General features: G+C 68.8%; 17 protein-coding genes and 1 pseudogene. 5 read left to right on the plus strand and 13 right to left on the minus strand.

The genetic code is table 11. From position 1 onward, the window contains the following. Positions 1-139 precede the first annotated feature (139 nt). Positions 140-1,426: a phosphopyruvate hydratase gene (gene eno, locus ACLARN_RS07700; RefSeq protein WP_076159383.1), complete on the minus strand. Its 1,287-nt coding sequence runs from the start codon at positions 1,424-1,426 to the stop codon at positions 140-142. 105 nt (positions 1,427-1,531) lie between these two features. Beyond that, entirely contained in the window at positions 1,532-2,008 is a 477-nt protein-coding gene (locus ACLARN_RS07705) for a VOC family protein (RefSeq protein ID WP_409490594.1), read from the minus strand. A gap of 72 nt (positions 2,009-2,080) precedes the next feature. On the opposite strand from ACLARN_RS07705, the gene ACLARN_RS07710 reads away from it, so the two are divergent. Continuing rightward, positions 2,081-2,494 carry a tetratricopeptide repeat protein gene (locus ACLARN_RS07710; RefSeq protein ID WP_076160233.1) on the plus strand — a complete coding sequence of 138 codons (414 nt, stop codon included), beginning with the start codon at positions 2,081-2,083 and terminating at the stop codon, positions 2,492-2,494. Positions 2,495-2,497: 3 nt separating this feature from the next. Here the strand turns inward: ACLARN_RS07710 and ACLARN_RS07715 are convergent, their stop codons facing one another. Then, positions 2,498-3,067, minus strand: coding sequence for a helix-turn-helix domain-containing protein (locus ACLARN_RS07715; protein ID WP_409490595.1), 570 nt, complete (start codon positions 3,065-3,067; stop codon positions 2,498-2,500). A 54-nt stretch (positions 3,068-3,121) separates the two neighbouring features. Here ACLARN_RS07715 and ACLARN_RS07720 point away from each other — a divergent pair, with 54 nt between their 5' ends. Continuing rightward, on the plus strand, positions 3,122-4,042 hold the full coding sequence (locus ACLARN_RS07720; RefSeq protein ID WP_409490596.1) for an NAD(P)/FAD-dependent oxidoreductase: 921 nt from the start codon (positions 3,122-3,124) through the stop codon (positions 4,040-4,042). Here the strand turns inward: ACLARN_RS07720 and ACLARN_RS07725 are convergent. Continuing rightward, on the minus strand, positions 4,015-4,722 hold the full coding sequence (locus ACLARN_RS07725; RefSeq protein WP_409490597.1) for a murein transglycosylase: 708 nt from the start codon (positions 4,720-4,722) through the stop codon (positions 4,015-4,017). The two genes, ACLARN_RS07720 and ACLARN_RS07725, sit on opposite strands and share 28 nt — an antisense overlap. 151 nt (positions 4,723-4,873) lie before the next feature. Between ACLARN_RS07725 and ACLARN_RS07730 the strand changes: the two are divergent. Together ACLARN_RS07730 and ACLARN_RS07735 are read left to right on the plus strand one after the other, a co-directional pair. Beyond that, a pseudogene (locus tag ACLARN_RS07730) lies at positions 4,874-5,025 on the plus strand (deferrochelatase/peroxidase EfeB); the annotation flags it as partial. Between the two features lie 126 nt (positions 5,026-5,151). Then, positions 5,152-5,562 (plus strand): PPOX class F420-dependent oxidoreductase, encoded by a 411-nt coding sequence (locus tag ACLARN_RS07735; protein WP_101610599.1) that lies wholly within the window; start codon positions 5,152-5,154, stop codon positions 5,560-5,562. Between the two features lie 75 nt (positions 5,563-5,637). Here ACLARN_RS07735 and ACLARN_RS07740 read toward each other — a convergent pair whose 3' ends face one another. The 6 genes from ACLARN_RS07740 to ACLARN_RS07765 are packed head-to-tail and all read right to left on the minus strand — an operon-like array spanning position 5,638 to position 10,223. Next, the gene (locus tag ACLARN_RS07740; RefSeq protein ID WP_409490598.1) at positions 5,638-6,210 is read right to left on the minus strand and encodes a hypothetical protein; all 573 of its coding nucleotides are present in this window, start codon (positions 6,208-6,210) and stop codon (positions 5,638-5,640) included. Continuing rightward, complete coding sequence (locus tag ACLARN_RS07745; RefSeq protein WP_409490599.1) at positions 6,207-7,580, minus strand: hypothetical protein; 1,374 nt, start codon at positions 7,578-7,580, stop codon at positions 6,207-6,209. Before ACLARN_RS07745 ends, ACLARN_RS07740 begins: the two co-directional genes overlap by 4 nt. Beyond that, positions 7,577-8,380: an ABC transporter ATP-binding protein gene (locus ACLARN_RS07750; protein ID WP_409490731.1), complete on the minus strand. Its 804-nt coding sequence runs from the start codon at positions 8,378-8,380 to the stop codon at positions 7,577-7,579. Before ACLARN_RS07750 ends, ACLARN_RS07745 begins: the two co-directional genes overlap by 4 nt. A 17-nt stretch (positions 8,381-8,397) precedes the next feature. Beyond that, the gene (locus tag ACLARN_RS07755) at positions 8,398-9,213 is read right to left on the minus strand and encodes a zf-HC2 domain-containing protein (protein ID WP_409490600.1); all 816 of its coding nucleotides are present in this window, start codon (positions 9,211-9,213) and stop codon (positions 8,398-8,400) included. Next, the gene (locus tag ACLARN_RS07760; protein WP_409490601.1) at positions 9,210-9,752 is read right to left on the minus strand and encodes an RNA polymerase sigma factor; all 543 of its coding nucleotides are present in this window, start codon (positions 9,750-9,752) and stop codon (positions 9,210-9,212) included. The genes ACLARN_RS07755 and ACLARN_RS07760 overlap by 4 nt, the downstream gene beginning before the upstream one ends. 54 nt (positions 9,753-9,806) lie before the next feature. Then, the gene (locus ACLARN_RS07765; RefSeq protein WP_409490602.1) at positions 9,807-10,223 is read right to left on the minus strand and encodes a winged helix-turn-helix transcriptional regulator; all 417 of its coding nucleotides are present in this window, start codon (positions 10,221-10,223) and stop codon (positions 9,807-9,809) included. A gap of 67 nt (positions 10,224-10,290) precedes the next feature. On the opposite strand from ACLARN_RS07765, the gene ACLARN_RS07770 reads away from it, so the two are divergent. Beyond that, the gene (locus tag ACLARN_RS07770; RefSeq protein WP_409490603.1) at positions 10,291-11,205 is read left to right on the plus strand and encodes an NADP-dependent oxidoreductase; all 915 of its coding nucleotides are present in this window, start codon (positions 10,291-10,293) and stop codon (positions 11,203-11,205) included. On the opposite strand, the gene ACLARN_RS07775 is transcribed toward ACLARN_RS07770, so the two are convergent. The 3 genes from ACLARN_RS07775 to mfd form a co-directional block, all read right to left on the minus strand. Further along, on the minus strand, positions 11,202-12,122 hold the full coding sequence (locus ACLARN_RS07775; protein WP_409490604.1) for a MazG family protein: 921 nt from the start codon (positions 12,120-12,122) through the stop codon (positions 11,202-11,204). The two genes, ACLARN_RS07770 and ACLARN_RS07775, sit on opposite strands and share 4 nt — an antisense overlap. Beyond that, positions 12,119-13,123, minus strand: coding sequence for a hypothetical protein (locus tag ACLARN_RS07780; protein WP_409490605.1), 1,005 nt, complete (start codon positions 13,121-13,123; stop codon positions 12,119-12,121). The genes ACLARN_RS07775 and ACLARN_RS07780 overlap by 4 nt, the downstream gene beginning before the upstream one ends. A 68-nt stretch (positions 13,124-13,191) precedes the next feature. Then, on the minus strand, positions 13,192-16,746 hold the full coding sequence (mfd, locus tag ACLARN_RS07785; RefSeq protein ID WP_409490732.1) for a transcription-repair coupling factor: 3,555 nt from the start codon (positions 16,744-16,746) through the stop codon (positions 13,192-13,194). Positions 16,747-16,773 lie beyond the last annotated feature (27 nt).

Here is a 16,773-nt window from a genome sequence, read left to right on the forward strand (position 1 = left end):
GGCGCAGCCGGGTTCGGGCGCGGACCTCCGTAGTCGTCGTACGGCGGGCGCGCTCCGGTCGGCGGCCCCTGCCGGAGCCACCGCCTTCCGCGCGCCCGTTACGACGGGTCCGCGCCCTCCCCCGGTCCGCCATAGCCGGTTACGCCTCCGGGCTGAACCGAGGAAAAGCCAGGTCGCCGGCGTAGCGCGCCGCGTCGGCGAGGGTCTCCTCGATCCGCAGCAGCTGGTTGTACTTGGCGATCCGCTCACCGCGCGCCGGGGCGCCGGTCTTGATCTGGCCGACACCGGTCGCGACGGCGAGGTCGGCGATGAAGGTGTCCTCGGTCTCGCCGGACCGGTGGCTCATCATCGACTTGTAGCCGTACGAGGTGGCCAGCGAGATCGCGTCGAGGGTCTCCGACAGCGTGCCGATCTGGTTGACCTTCACCAGCAGCGCGTTGGCGGCGCGACGGGTGATGCCCTCTTCGAGACGGTCCGGGTTGGTGACGAACAGGTCGTCGCCGACGATCTGGACCTTCTCGCCGACCTCGGCGGTCAGCTGGACCCAGCCGTCCCAGTCGTCCTCGCTCAGCGGGTCCTCGATGGACACGAGCGGATAGTCGCGCAGCAGTTCGGCGTAGTAGGCCGACATCTGCTCGGCGCTCTTCTTCGCGCCTTCGAACGTGTACGCGCCGTCGGAGAAGAACTCCGTCGCGGCGACGTCGAGCGCGAGTGCGACGTCGCGGCCCGGGGCGTACCCGGCCTTCTCGATGGCCTGAAGGATCAGGTCGAGCGCTTCGCGGTTGTTCTTCAGACTCGGTGCGAAGCCGCCTTCGTCGCCAAGTCCGGTGGCCAGGCCGCGGCCCTTCAGCACAGACTTCAGCGAGTGGTAGACCTCGGTGCCCCAGCGCAGGGCCTCGCGGAACGACTCGGCGCCGATCGGCGCGATCATGAATTCCTGGATGTCCACCTCGGTGTCGGCGTGCGCGCCACCGTTGAGGATGTTCAGCATCGGCACCGGCAGCACGTGCGCGTTCGGCCCGCCGAGGTAGCGGAACAGCTCCAATTCGGCGGAATCGGCGGCCGCCTTCGCGACCGCGAGCGAAACGCCGAGGATGGCGTTCGCGCCGAGACGGCCCTTGTCCGGCGTGCCGTCGAGGTCGACCAGCTTCTGGTCGACGATGCGCTGGTCGACGGCGTCGGTGCCGACCAGGTCCGGGCCGATCTCGTCAAGGACGGCCGCGACCGCGCGCTCGACACCCTTGCCGTTGTACCGGCCGGTGTCGCCGTCACGCAGCTCGACGGCTTCGTGTTCGCCGGTGGACGCACCCGAGGGGACCGCGGCCCGCGCCAGCGTGCCGTCGTCGAGAGCCACCTCCACTTCGACCGTCGGGTTGCCTCGCGAGTCCAGAATCTCGCGAGCGCCTACCTGCTCGATGAGCGCCACGCCATGCTCCTCATGTGGGTTGTGCCTGCGGTGACGGGCCCCAGCCTAGCCGTCGGCGTGGTTCACCCGTTGGAGGCACGCGCCACATCGCGCGCTCCGCAGGACCTAATCCTCGACTGGTTCCTCCGCGCGGACTTCACGCCAGCCCGACGGCAGCTCGACGGTGTCGGAGAACTGCTGCCAGAACGTCCAGCTGTTGCCGCCGATGTCGGACACCGTGAACACGCGGGCGCCGTAGGGCTGGTCTTGCGGCGCGTCGAGGTCGGCGTCGTCGCCGAGGGCGGCGCGAATCCGCTCGTACTGCGCGTCGGCGTCGGCGACGTAGATGATGTTCAGCTGGCCGACCGGGCCGTCGACGCCCTTGGCGTCCCAGTATTCGGGTCCGACCCCGGCCAGCTGGATCTTGGCCGGGCCGGCGCACAGCGTGGCCTGGAACACCTCGCCGGAAGCGTCGGCGAAGCGCACTTCCTCGGTGAACCCGAACACCCTGACCAGCCACGCGACCGCTTCGGTCGCGTCGGAGTAATAGAGGTACGGCGCGAGTCCGAGGTAGCCGGGCTCGCATTCTTCGGCACTGCTCATGGCAGGACAGTCCACCATGACCGTTTCAGCTCCTCGTGAACGACCCTGCCCAGGGGTATCGTGGAGCGGACCATGATGGATGCCGAACCTGACCCCGAACCCGGTCCGGACTCGTCCGGCGAATCCCGGTTCCGTGCCTTCCGGCAGGCGGAGGCGCTGGTCGAAAGCCGCAGACCGCTCGACGCCCTCAAGGCCCTCCAGCCGTTGCTGGAGGAGGAAACCGACAAACCGAGCGTGCAACTGCTGGCGGGCCGCGCGTACTTCCACTCCGCACAGTTGCGGCGGGCCGAACGCGCTTTCACCCGGGTGCTGGAACTGGACCCGACCGATCATTACGCGCGGTTCGTGCTCGGGCGGACCCTCCAGCGCCTCGGCCGGTTGACCGAGGCGCTCGCGCAGATGCGGATCGCGTCGGCGATGCATCCGATCCCGGAGTATCTGGAAGCGATCAGCGAGGTCAGCGCGCGGATCGCGTTGCGCGACTGACTCTCATGTGGACCTGGCCCGCAGGTGGGCCCGCTCACCCTGCTTGCCGAACAGCACCAGCAGTTCCACCGGACCCGGCCCCGCGCTCCCGAACCAGTGCGGCACCCGCGTGTCGAACTCGGCGGCCTCACCCGGCCCCATCGTGAAGTCGCGGTCGGCGAGCACCGCCCGCAACCGTCCACTGAGGACGTACATCCATTCGTAGCCCTCGTGCGTCCGTTGCACCGGTTCGATGTCTTCGACCGGGATCAGCAGTTTGAACGCCTGCGGCTGGCCCGGCTGCGCGCTCAGCGACCAGGCGGTGAACCGGCCGAATTTCTGCGGTTTCATCCGGACCCGCGGATCGGACGGCTCGGGTTCGCCGACCAGTTCGTCGAGCGGGACCTGATGCGCCTCCGACAACGTCAGCAGCAGTTCCAGGGTCGCCTTCCGCGTGCCCGATTCGAGCCGCGAGAGCGTGCTGGCGGAGATCCCCGTCGTCTCCGAAAGCGCGGACAGCGTGGTGCCGCGTTCCTTGCGGAGCAGCTTGAGCCTCGGGCCGACCTCGGCGAGCCGTCGTTCGATGTCCTCCATGCCCCCAGTTTGCCAAACCGGCAATGAACTTTGCCAGATCTCCGCCGAAGTCGGATGCTCGGAACCATGAAGAACGAATTCGATGTGGTGATCATCGGTGGCGGCGTCGCCGGCCTCAGCGCGGCACTGGTCCTCGGCAGGGCACGGCGCGAGGTCGTGGTGATCGACGCTGGCACCCCACGCAACGCCCCGGCCGCGCACGCGCACGGTTTCCTGACCAGGGACGGGATTCCACCCAAAGAGCTACTGGCGTTAGGTCGCGACGAAGTCCGCGAGTACGGCGTGGAGATCATCGAGGACGTCGTCCATCGGCTGCGCCACGACAAAGCGGTGGAACTGGCGAGTGGCCGGGTCATCAGCGGGCGCCGGATCGTGGTGACCACCGGGCTGGCCGACGAGCTGCCGGACGTCCCCGGCGTCGCGGAACGCTTCGGCACCGACGTGCTGCACTGCCCGTACTGCCACGGCTGGGAGGTGCGCGACCAGCTCTTCGGCGTACTCGCCACCTCCGAGAAGTCGGTCCATCAGGCGCTGATCGTCTGGCAGTGGAGCAAGGACCTGACGTTCTTCACGCATACCCAGCAGATCTCGGCCGACGACCGGGCGAAGCTGACCGGGCTGGGGATCCGGATCGTCGACGGGAAGGTGTCCGAGCTCGCCGTCGAAAACGACCGGCTGACCGGGGTCCGGCTCGTCGACGGCGAACTCGTCGAACGCGATGTCGTGTTCGCCGGCCCCAAGTTCGTCCCGCACGACCGGCTTCTCGCCCAGCTCGGCTGCGGCCGCGCCGAAGACGGCTCGATCACCGTGGACGCGCAGGGCAGGACGACCGTGGACGGCGTCTGGGCGGCCGGGAACGTCGTCGATCCGATGGCGCAACTGGTCGTCGCGGCGGGCGACGCCTACCGGATGGCGTCGGCGCTCAACTTCGATCTGGTGCTCGAGGATCAGGGCGCGACGCTGGCGTCCGCGTAGGCGTCGGCCGCGCTGAAGACCTCCTGGACGTAGGGGACGGCGGGGTTGAACACCCGCATCGACTTCCACCAGCCCTCCGGCGTCGCGATGTCGTCGCCGGCGGCGCACAGGTACCGGGCGGTGGCGAAGGCCGCGTCGTCGAGGTTCTTCGGATCCGGCTGCTTGCCGTCGCTGGTGGCCCGGACGGCCTGTTTCGCCCAGACATCGGGCGCGAGGGTGATCGGGCCGGGCCTGCCCTGCGCCGCTTCGACGCGGGAAATGCCGGCGAGGGTCGCCCACGAGAGGTGACAGCCCGGCTTCTGCCGCCGGAGCCACATCTCGGCCCGGCCGTACGCGGACAGTTCGGTGGCGGAGATCCGGGTCTTCGCGGCTACCCGGTTCGCCCAGGTCTCGAGTTCGGCCGCGTCGGAAACGGTGGGCCGGTCGGGCGGCGCGGCGAGCCCGGCTCGCGGCGTCGCCACTCCGGGCTGCGGCTTCTGGTCGGGCACCGCGAGCGCGGGCTGCGGTTCCACCGGCGGTGGCGGCTCCTCCCCGCCCGGACGGTTCATCCCGACGGTCATGATCAGGATCACGCCGGTGAGCACGAGCCCACCCGCGAAGGCGAGCCTGGGGACGTACGGCGGCAGAGGGCGCGCTGGGTGCTCCGGGGCATCGACACTCGACTGGGTGGTTTCGGCCACCCGGTCAGACTACTTCGCCACGCTGTCAGGGGATGACCCATTCGGATGAGCAGGCCAGCCGAAGGTAAACCCGCTCCGGCGGGCCGATTCGTTAGGTGATCTGCGCTGCGCGCGCTGACCTGCGGATCCTTGCCGCGTGCCCATCCGATCGGGCGCCGGCACGCCGCTGGGACAGCCCGCCGAATTCGACGAACCCGACTTCAACGTCGGCGGTGAGACGCTGACCCCTGCCGACTCGCACGTCCGGCTGGCTTCGCACGAGAACCTGAACGGGCGCGGATCCTGCGGCGCGGCTACAACTTCAAGCACCGCCGTCGCGGACGCCCGGCGGTACGGCGAAATGGGCGGATCCTTTGTGCTGCAGCTAATCCATCATCGCATCCTTGTTCGCTTGACATCCAGTTAAGTCGAGGTTGGACACTGAGCCCCATGTTCAGTGAAGCGGAACTCGACTACCTCGCCACCCAGGGACTCGGACGGCTCGCGACGGCGCAGCCGGACGGCACGCTGCAGGTCAGCCCCGTCGGCTACGCCTACAACACCGAGACCCGGACGATCGACATCACCGGCTACGAACTGGCGAAGAGCAAGAAGTTCCGGAACGTGGCCGCCAACGGGCAGGCCGCGTTCGTGGTGGACGACATGCCGTCGCAGGACCCGCCGAGGATCCGCTGCCTCGAGATCCGCGGCCGGGCCGAGGCGCTGACCGGCGCCCGCACGGCCGACGGTCATTTCGACGGCGCGGTGATCCGGATCCACCCGTCGCGGATCATCAGCCTCGGTGTCGACGACCCGGACCACGACCCGCTCGATCTGGTTCCGCACAACCGGAACGTCTGACCCGCGCGCGTTATGAACGGACCTTTCATAACAAAATTTGTTATGAAAGGTCCGTTCATAACATCCAGCGTGCGGTCAGTGACGGGCACCGAAGACCGCGTAGGCCCCGAAACCGGCCACGGCGAACACCACCGCGGTCCACAGGGCGGCAGCCACATCGCCGGGCTGGAGGAGCCAAGTCACCACCAGGCTCACGGTGTCCGTATCCGACGACGCGACCTTGACCACGAAAGCGACCACGAGCGCGAGCAGCGGCAACGTCCACCCGAAGGCCCCGCCGAACAGCACCGCGGCGATCCCGGCGAGACCGAGCAGCCCGGCCGCGTTCCGCACGATGATCTCCACCGGAACCCGCTCCGCCTCCCACAGCCGCGGCAGGAGCACGGCTCCGACGCCGAGGCCGCCGATCAGCAGCAGATGCAGGCCGCGACGGGGAATCCACCGGATCGCGGCGGTCCGGTCGAGATCGACGTCCTGCCCGCTCAGGCCGATGGCCATCACCGCGACCGCCACCGTGAGCGCCAAGGTGACCGGGACCTCCGACCAGCGGTCCCGTGCCAGGAACCACAGCGCGGACATACCCACCACCAGCGCCGCGAATGACGCGGGCATGGCGCGCGAACGCGCGTACAGCACCGCCCACCTCATCGGGCGCCCCCGAGGAGGATGTCGAGCTGGTTGCCCTGGCAGGTCAGGCTCGCCTGCCGCAGCGCGACGATCCGCGAACGCTGCACGTCGGGCGGAAGAGCACGGAAGGTCTCCGACTTCTGGGCGATCTCGTTCTTCGTCTCGTCGCTCAGCCAGGAATTCCCCAGCATCTGCCACTCGCCGAGAAACCAGCTCGCCGTGATCGACCGCGCGGTGAGTTCGTCCAAAAAGGACTTATTGACACCATGGAGGGAGTAACAGCTCGGTGTCCCAGCGCCGGCGACCAGTGTCCGCGTCATGTTGTCCGAATTCATGGTCGAACGGATGGACCAATCCAGCAGGTCGACGAAGACCGTGTCGGCGGCACGCGGCGGCACCTCGTCGAAGTCCAGCCGCCGGTCCAACACCGTGACCTTGACCGGCGCGTCCGGCAATGTTCCCAAGAGCCGCAACGCTTCCTTTCCGGGCCCGGCGAGACGGGCGAGTTCGGGCTCCAGTATGCGGGGGACGCAGACCGGGCCGTCGCAGACCATCGCCGTCGCGCGGGAGTCGACGACCCTGGCCTCGGCGAAGGTCGCGGGCAGGATCGGCACCGCGATCGCGGCCGCCACCAGTACGGGGACGACGGCGAGTGCCTTCGCCCGGATAGAGCGGACCGCCAGCAGGAGAAGTCCGGTCGCGGCCAGTCCGGCGAGCCAGATCCCCTGCCCGAGATCCATCCGGCCCGCGGTGGTGCTGAACGGATCGTTGCCCACGTCTATCGCGGGAGAGAGCAAGGCGACCCGGGAGGGAAGCGCGCCCACGAGCACACTGCCGTTCGACCCGGCGATCTGGAACACGAGCACGGTCACGAGAGCGACGACGGCCACCCCGGGCGCGGTCAGCGGATGCGGTAACAACCGGCCGATCCCCAGCCCGACCCAGGCGCCCGCGAGCATCGCGAGCACGCCGACCACGACGATCGGCAGCCAGCCGAAGGTGAAGAACGGGCCGTTGAAGAGCACCTGTACGGCACCGACGGCGAAAATCAGCAGATAGCCCAGCACCAGCAGGCCACCCAGCGCACCGCCGAGTTTCGCGGCCCGGTGCCAGCCGGGCCGCGGCATCGTGGTCAGGAGTTCGACCATGCCGGACCGGCTGTCACGCATGCCTTGGATGGCACCGGCGCCGATCGCGATCGGCCACAGGAACACCAGCAGGAACCGGCTCCACTCCGCGGCGGGCACCCAGTTTTCGTCCCAGGCGAGCGGTGCCTTCGACCACGGCCCGCTGAACGAGTACAGGAACCCGAACGCGACGACGAGGATCGCCAACGTGGCCCAAGGGGCGATGGAACGGCGGAGCTCGATCCGCAGAATCCGCGTGTTCACCAGTTCTCCCTCCCCGGCTCGTGCCCGAGCAGCGCCGAATAGCCGCGCTCGATCGGGCTGTCGCCGACGTACTCCGCGGTCCCGGCGGCGGCCAGTTCGTCCGGGGTGCCCTGGAAGACGAGCTTCCCGTTTTCGAACAGGACGACGTCGGTGCAGGCTGTCGCGACGTCCTCGACGAGATGCGTCGAGACGACGACGCAGGCCTCCCTGCCCATTTCCTGCATGAGGTCCCGGAACCGCACGCGTTGCGCGGGGTCGAGTCCGGCGGTCGGCTCGTCCAGCAGGAGGACGTCCGGGTCGTTCACGATCGCCTGTGCGATCCCGACCCGCCGCACCATGCCGCCGGACAGCGTCTTCATCTTGTCGTCGGCGCGGTCGGCGAGGCCGACCCGCTCGATCGAACGCTGCACCGCTCCCGGGATGTCCTCTTTGGACATCTCCTTGAGCCAGGCGATGTACTCGACGAACTCGCGGACGGTGAATCGCTTGTAGAAACCGAAATTCTGCGGCAGATAGCCGATCCGGCGGCGCAGGCGGCGCTGATCGGTGAACCCCCCGACGGATTCACCGAGCAGCGCCAGCCCTCCCTCCGCCGGCCGGAGCACCGTCGCCAGTGCCCGGATCAGCGTGGTCTTCCCCGCCCCGTTCGGGCCGAGCAGACCGTGCACCCCCGCGCCCAGTTCCAGGTCGAGCCCGTTCACGGCGAACTTGCGTTTGCCGACCCGGACCTTCAGCCCCTCCGCCTTGATCTGCCACGCGTAGGTCGTTGGTGCGACCTCCGCGGCCCCGACAGCACGCATCATGTTCTCCCCTTCGTTCATCGTTCGGATCCGGTAAGCAGGCCGAAGACACTCCGCCGGAGCATCACCACGACCGTGCTCAGCGCGAAGACCGCGCCCCACACCGGAAGCAGCTGGGGTTCGAGCGCGGCGGCATGCCCTTGCGAAGCCACCGCGGGCGCCAAGATCACCGCCACCCAGACCCCGGCGAGGACGTAGGCCGCCCGCACCACCCCGATCAGCCCGCCGAGCGCGAGCGTCCCGGTGGTGAAGGCCAGGCTGGGCAAGAGACCGAGCCCGAATCCGCCGCCGCCGAGCCAGCTAGAGAGAGCCTGAATCGGCAAGACGACGGCGAGGACCGCTGTCGTCCGGCGCAGCAGTAGGTAGAGCCCGGCCCTCGGCGTGGAGGTGACGAGTTCGTACGCGGGATCGAGCCCCTTGGCCCACGACACCGCGACTCCGAGGACCGGCAATACCGGTGAAAAGAGCTGGACGAACGAGTAGTCCTCGCTGCTGGTGAACCCATACCAGTCCAGCAGCAAGCCGACTGCCGGGATCAGGACGATCATCACCAGCCACGGCAGCATCACCGGCGTCACCCAGGTGTGCAGCCGCCCGGCCCATCGGCTCCGCATCGGTCCCGGTCGCGCTTCGGCCAGTTTCGGGCCCAGCCCGGCCCAGACGTCGTCCACCAGCACCGACACGGCGGGCATGCTGAGCACCGAGAGCTGTTCCCGGCATTCCGCACACGATTCGAGATGGGCTTCGACCGCCCAGACCTCGTCACCGGCCAAGCCTTCGTCCCCGCGGACATAACCGGCGAGGAGCTGTCCGGACACGTGTTCCTTGTTCACGACAGCGCCTCCCGCATCGCGATCCGAGCCCGCCTGGCGCGGGTCTTGACAGTTCCTTCCGGCACGCCGAGCAGGACCGCGGTCTCCCGGACGGTCAGCCCGTCGAGCACCATGGCCTGCAGAACCTGCCGTAGTTCGGGAGCGAGCCGGCGCAGCGCGTCACCGACGTGGTCGCCGACCGCACCGGCCAGCGCTTCGTCCTCGGCGGCGGGCGCGGCGGCCGTTTCCACGACCGGCAGCGGCTGAGCGTGCTTCGCCCGGCGACGGAAAGCGTCGACGAGCCGCCTCGCGGCGATCGTCCACAACCAGCCGACAGCGCTCCCGCCGACGGCCGCACCGGCGAACGCCCCTGCCGCACGCCAAACCGCCAAATAGGTCTCTTGCATCACCTCGGCGACGATCTGCTCGTCGGCGCAGCGACGGCGCAGGCGTACGGCCAGCCACGGCGACGTGCGGCGGTAGAGCTCCTCGAACGCCGCACGGTCACCCTTGGCCGCTCGGCGGACGAGTTGCTCTTCGTCCGGTTCCGTTCCCTTCACACCCGGCAAGACGCCGAGTCCACCAAAACGGTTCTCACCCGATTGTGTCCTGCATCACAGCGGCTGTGCGGCTTCAGACGCTTTCTCGTCGAAAGCGGAGCGGGCGGCGAAGATCTGGTCGACGTTCTCGACGGCCCATTCGGCGACGGCGTTCGTCAGCCTGCCGACGTCGACACCGAGCGGGGTGAGCCCGTACTCGACCCGCGGCGGGACAGTGGGATAGACGTCCCGCCGGATCAGCCCGTCCCGTTCCAAGGAGCGGAGGGTCTGAGTCAGCATCTTCTGGGTGATGCCGTCGAGCAAACGGCGAAGTTCGCTGAACCGCATCGGTCGCTCGTAACGCCGGATCGCACCGAGGACATAGAGGGCCCACTTGTTCGCGAGCACCTCGATGACCGTCCTGGACGGACAGTCACGGCCGTGAACCGCCACCCATTCTTCGAATATCCGCCGCTCATCGAAGGTACCCATGAGGTACCTAGATATCAGGAGAGTGCCTACTTCACAACGGGTACCAGGCACCGACATGCTCGTTTCCATGCGAAAGATCCAGCAGGTTTCCTTCGGCGGGCCCGACGTCCTCCACCTCACCGAATCGGAAAAGCCGGTTCCGGGCGAGGGCCAGGTCCTGGTTCGCGTCCACGCCGCCGGGGTGAATCCGGCGGATTGGAAGATCCGGAACGGACTGGTCATCGGCCGACTGCCGCTGACCGTGGGACTCGATTTCTCGGGAGTGGTCGATTCGGATGGGACGCGGTTCCGGCCTGGAGACGAGGTCTACGGCGTCACGTTCCCGCCGAACGGCTCGTACGCCGAGTACATCGCGGTCAGCGAGGACGCTCTCGCGCCGAAACCGAAAAGTCTCGATCACGTCGAAGCGGCCGCACTCCCGATCGCGGCGTTGACCGCGTGGCAGCCGCTCACCCGGCTATTCCCGGTCGGGCCGGAGCACCGGGTACTCGTCCACGCCGCGGCGGGCGGCGTCGGTCATCTCGCCGTCCAGATCGCGAAGGCCCGGGGCGCGTACGTCATCGGCACGGCGCGCGAGGCCAAGCACGACTTCCTCCGGAGTCTCGGCGCGGACGAGCTGATCGACTACACGACCAGCGATTTCGCGAAATCGCTGGTCGTCGACGTCGTGCTGGACCCGATCTCCGGTGACTACGGTCCTCGTTCCCTGGACACGCTCGAACCGGGCGGTTCGCTGATCGACATCGTCGGGCACGGTCCGGACCGGACGGTGGTCCGGCGGAAGGCCGAGGAACTCGGTCTCCGTTTCACCGAGTTCTACGTTTCCGCGTCCGGAGCGGACCTGGCCGAAATCGCCGATTTGGCAGACGCCGGTTCGCTGCGGGCCTCGATCGCCGACGTCCTCCCGCTCGAACAGGCGACGAAGGCGCACGAACTGAGCGAATCCGGACGCGTCCAGGGCAAGCTCGTGCTGACGATCTAGCTCGGCCAGAACTTGCGCCAGCCGTCGGCCTCGAGTGTCGTCGGTTCGAGACCGGCGTCGCGGGCGGCCTGTTCGGCATCGCGGATATCGCGCGCGAACCGCTTCGCGACCGCGCGCAGTTCGCCTTCGGGATCGATACCGGCCCGGCGAGCGGTCGCGGCCACCCGGAACAACTGGGCCGCCGCTTCGGAACCGTCGGGGAACAAGTCCAGCGGGATCCCGGCCCGCCCGCTGCGCTGCCCGAGCTTCCCGGCCAGCGCCACGGCGGGCTGGCCGAGCGCGACGCCGTCCACAATGGATTTGCGGCTCTTTTCGGCCTGTTTCAGTTCTTCCCATTTGAGGTTCTGGTGATCGACGCTCTCGACCCGCGGGGCGTCGGCGAAGACGTGGGGGTGACGTCCGACGAGCTTCGCGACCAGATCGGACGCGACCTCGTCGATCCCGAACGGATCGTCCGCGTCCTCGATGGCGACGCGCGCGTGGAACAGCACCTGGAGCAGGACGTCGCCGAGTTCCTCGCGCAGGGCCGCCCTGTCCCCCTCCTCGATCGCGTCGAGCAGCTCGTAGGTCTCCTCCACCAGGTACTGACGCAGTGACTCGTGCGTCTGGACGGCGTCCCACGGGCACCCGCCGGGCGAGCGGAGGCGGTCCATCACCTCGGCCGCCTCGACCAGCGGCGGAACGGGCGCTTCGACCACTCGCGCGCCCGCCCTGATCAACGCCGCGGCCGCCGGTTCCGTTCGCGAACCGGCGATGAGCACGAGGTCACGCACCTGTGCGCCACCGAGCGCCGGGACGCCGAAAACGACGGGATCGACATCCGAAGCCGCGTACACGGCGTCGCTGCTTCGCAAAATCGGAAGCGCCTCGGCGGGCAGTGTCGCCCCACGGGCGATCACGACGACGGCAGCGGTCACGGGTTTTGCGGGGTGGCACCGTGCACAGGCAGCACGATGCCCTTCTTCGAAGCTTCGTTGGGCGCGAGGTCCATGCCGACAACATCCCACACGCCGTAGCGCGGGTTCACCTTGAGGTCGACCTGGTCGAGGTACGGCTGGAGGAGGCGGATACCGACTCCTGCCAGCTGCTGAGCGCTGGGCTGGGCGGCCTGATCCGACGCGACGGGCTTGTCCGCGGCCCGCTCACGCACCACGACGACGACCCACAGCGGCTGCTGCGGTGTCGGCTGGAACGCGGCGACGGTGTTGGGTTCGAGACCGAACAGGACAGTGGCGGCGGTCGCGGGCGACTGCATCGCCGGCAGCTTCTGGCCGGTGCCCGCCTGCGTGTCGGACGTCTTCTGGTCCTGCTGGATCACTTCGGCGGCCGCGTTCGGCGAGGCGGCGAACCGCCGGGCCTTCTCGATCGCCTGCTCGCGCAGTTTGTCCGCGTCGGATCCGGTGGCGTCGGTCGAGGAGACCGAGCTGAAATCGAACGTGACGGTGAGCTTGTCCAGGTACTTCAGCGCGAGCTGCGTTTGCAGTGCCGCGTCGACCAGGGCTTCGCGGTGGTCCCGCACCCGCGCGACGAGCTGCTGGACGCTGAGCGCGGGATCGTTCTGCTGCTTGGCCTCCATCGGCTTCGCCAGCGGATCGTTCTGCAACGCGGCCACGACGAGGGACTCGTCGACCTGGACACCTTCGCGCTGAGCGGCGCGCTCGGTGAGGTCGTGGAGGATCTCCTGCCGCACGATCTCACGGCCGACGAGGTCGAGCTTGTGCTCCTTGGCGAGCTGCTGCCCGTACGGATGTTCACGGACGGCCTTGTCGATCAGCTGCTGCACGCGATCCACCGAAATGGACTTGCCGTCGACGATCACCGCCGCACCGACTTGACCTGGTCCGGCGTTGCACCCGGCGAGGAGGAGAGACCCGGCAAGAACCCCGACCAGCGCGCGACGGCGCCCCATGATCCGCATCACAGCGCCTACCCTCTCATACCGGCCCCGGCGAGAGAACCAGGTCGTCGATCGCGATTCAGGTTCGCTCACGCGACGGGCGCCGGCGACTTCATCAGATTCGTCAGCAGCTTCGCGCACCAGTCCAGCAATTCCTCGTCCCGCAACGCCGGAGCGCCGATACGGCCGCCCGCCGCGCCCTCCGTCGGCTTCGGCACGGAAACCGTGTTCGTCACGGCCTTGAAGAGAGCCTTGGGATACAGGCGCTTCAGCCGCACCATCTGTGAATCCGCCAGCGGCAACGGCGCGAACCGGATCGACGAGCCCTGGACGGCGACCTCGGTGACACCCGCGGCGCGGCAGGTGTGCCGGAACGCGGCGACCGCGAGCAGGCGCCGCACCGCCGCGGGCGGCTGGCCGTAGCGGTCGACGAGTTCTTCGCGCACCGCGTCGAGCCCGGCCTGGTCGGGCGCGGCCGCGATCTTGCGGTACGCCTCCAGCCGCAGCCGCTCGCCGGGGACGTAGTCGTGCGGGATGTGCGCGTCCACCGGGAGATCGACCCGGACATCGGCGAGTTCGTCCTCCTCCGGCATGTCCGCGCCCGCGTGCCGCCGGAACGCGTCGACCGCTTCGCCGACGAGCCGCACGTATAGATCGAAACCGACGCCCGCGATATGCCCGGACTGCTCCGCGCCGAGGATGTTGCCCGCGCCGCGGATCTCCAGGTCCTTCATCGCGACGGCCATTCCCGCGCCCAGTTCGGTGTTCTGCGCGATGGTCGCCAGCCGGTCGTGCGCCGTTTCGGTGAGCGGCGCCTCCGGCGGGTACAGGAAGTACGCGTACCCGCGCTCGCGTCCACGCCCGACCCGGCCGCGCAACTGGTGCAACTGCGCGAGCCCCAGCAGGTCACCGCGTTCCACCAGCAGCGTGTTCGCGTTCGAGATGTCGAGCCCGGTCTCGACGATCGTGGTGCAGACGAGTACGTCGTACTCGTTCTCCCAGAAACCTTGGATGATCTTCTCGAGTTTGTCCTCGTTCATCTGCCCGTGCGCGGTGACGACGCGCGCCTCCGGCACCAGCTCGCGAATGCGCTTCGCGGCCTTTTCGATCGAGGAAACCCTGTTGTGCACGTAGAAAACCTGGCCGTCGCGCAGCAGTTCGCGCCGGATCGCCGCGCCGACCTGTTTGTCGTCGTACGTGCCGACGTAGGTCAGGATCGGGTGCCGGTCCTCGGGCGGGGTCAGGATCGTGGACATCTCACGGATCCCGGCGAGCGACATCTCCAGCGTCCGCGGGATCGGGGTCGCCGACATCGTCAGGACGTCGACATGCGTTCGCAGCGCCTTGATGTGTTCCTTGTGCTCGACGCCGAACCGCTGCTCCTCGTCGACGATCACCAGTCCGAGATCCTTGTACCGGATCCCGGTCTGCAACAGGCGGTGCGTGCCGATCACGATGTCGACGTCACCCGAGGACAGCTGCTCGAGGATCGCGTCGGACTCGTTCTTGTTCGTGAACCGCGAGAGTCCCCTGATCTTCACCGGGAACGAACTCATCCGTTCGGTGAAGGTGTTGAGGTGCTGCTGCGCGAGCAGCGTCGTCGGCACCAGCACGGCGACCTGCTTGCCGTCCTGCACCGCCTTGAACGCCGCGCGGACCGCGATCTCGGTCTTGCCGTAGCCGACGTCGCCGCAGATGACGCGGTCCATCGGGACACCGCGTTCCATATCCGACTTGACCTCGTCGATCGCGGCGAGCTGGTCGTTGGTCTCGGTGAACGGGAAAGCGTCCTCGAGTTCGCCCTGCCACGGGGTGTCCTGCCCGAACGCGTGCCCAGGCGCGGACTGCCGCGCGGCGTAGAGCTGCACCAGCTCGGCGGCGATCTCCTTGACCGCCTTCTTCGCCTTGGCCTTGGTGTTCTTCCAGTCGGACCCGCCGAGCCTGTTCAGCGTCGGCAGCTCGCCGCCGACGTAACGGGAGACTTCGTCGAGCTGGTCGGTCGGGACGAACAGCCGGTCACCAGGGTGCCCGCGCTTGGAGGAGGCGTACTCCAGCAGCAGGTACTCACGGGTCGCGCCCGCGACGGTGCGCTGCACCATCTCGACGAACCGCCCGATGCCGTGCTGGTCGTGCACGACGTAGTCACCCGTCTTGAGGGCGAGCGGGTCGACGGCGTTGCGCCGCCGCGACGGCATCTTGACATTGAAGTCCTTTGTGGACGTTCCGGCGCCGGAACCCCGTCCGGTCAGGTCCGACTCGGACAGCACCACGAGAGCGCGCTCCGGCGAGACGAAACCGTCCGAGAGACCGCCGCACGTCACCGTCACGACGCCAGCCGTCAGCGGACCGGTGAGACCTTCCGCCAGCGCCGCGGGCACGTCGCCCGCCGACAGCTGCTCGACCGCGCGGGCCGCGGTGCCGTGCCCGGCGACGACGAGCACGGCCGTCCCGCCCGCGGCCGTGTGCGCGCGCAGGTCGGTCGTCGCGCGCTCCACCTCGCCCCGGTAGTTCGGCGCGGCCTCGATCGCGACGCGGTAGACGTCGGGATCGTCGCTGGTCAGCTGCGTCAGCGTCCACCAAGGGCGCTTCGTCTCCTGAGCGTGCTTCGCGATCCCCGCGAGGTCTCGGTACGCGGACGCGCCGAGGTCGATCGGCGCCTGACCGCCCGCGGCGGCCGTGGTCCACGACGCTTCGAGGAACTCCTGCCCGGTGCGGACCAGGTCCGCCGCGCGGGCACGGATCTTCTCCGGATCGGCCACCAGCACGTGCGTGCCCTCGGGCATCGCGTCGGTGAGCAGCTCCAGCTCGTCCTCGCACAGCACCGGGATGAGCGCCTCCATGCCCTCGACGGGGATCCCGCCGGACAGCTTGGTGAGCATCTCGGTGAGCTGGGCGTCCGCCTCGTACGTCGTCGCCAGCTCGGCGGCCTTCGCGCGCACCGGCTCGGTGAGCAGCAGCTCACGGCACGGCGGCGCGCTGACGTGCTGGATCTCCCCCGGCAGCGACCGCTGGTCCGACACCGCGAAGGCGCGGATCTCGCTGACCTCGTCGCCCCAGAACTCGACGCGCACCGGATGCTGCGCCGTCGGCCCGAACAGGTCGAGGATGCCGCCTCGTACGGCGAACTCGCCGCGCTTCTCGACCATGTCCACCCGCGTGTAGGCCAGCTCGACCAGCTGGTCGAGCAGCCCTTCGAAGCTCTGTTCCTCGCCGACGACCAGGTCGATCGGCGCGAGCGAACCGAGCCCGGGCGCCATCGGCTGGATGAGGCTGCGGACGGTCGCGACGACGACGCGCAGGTCGTCGGCACCCGTCTTGAGCCGGTGCAGCACCTCCAGCCGCCGTCCGACGGTGTCCGCCCGCGGGGACAGCCGCTCATGCGGCAGCGTCTCCCAGGACGGGAAGTCGGCGACGGCGCCTTCGCCGAGGAACGACTTCAGGGAAGCGGTCAGTTCGTCGGCCTCGCGGCCGGTGGCGGTCACCGCGAGCACGGGGCGGCCCGCGCCCTCGTCCGCGGCGAGGGCGCCGGCGACCAGCTGGCGGGTGGCGATCGCGCCCTGTAGCTCGAGCAGTGGGGCGCCGGCCCGCTCGACGACCCCGCGAAGGGCCGGATCGGGAAGGATGGAATGAAGGAGTCCGGACAATGGAGCGTTTGTCACCGTCCTAGCCTA

Origin of the sequence: Amycolatopsis sp. cmx-11-12 (assembly GCF_046269425.1) — a bacterium.
GTDB lineage: Bacteria > Actinomycetota > Actinomycetes > Mycobacteriales > Pseudonocardiaceae > Amycolatopsis.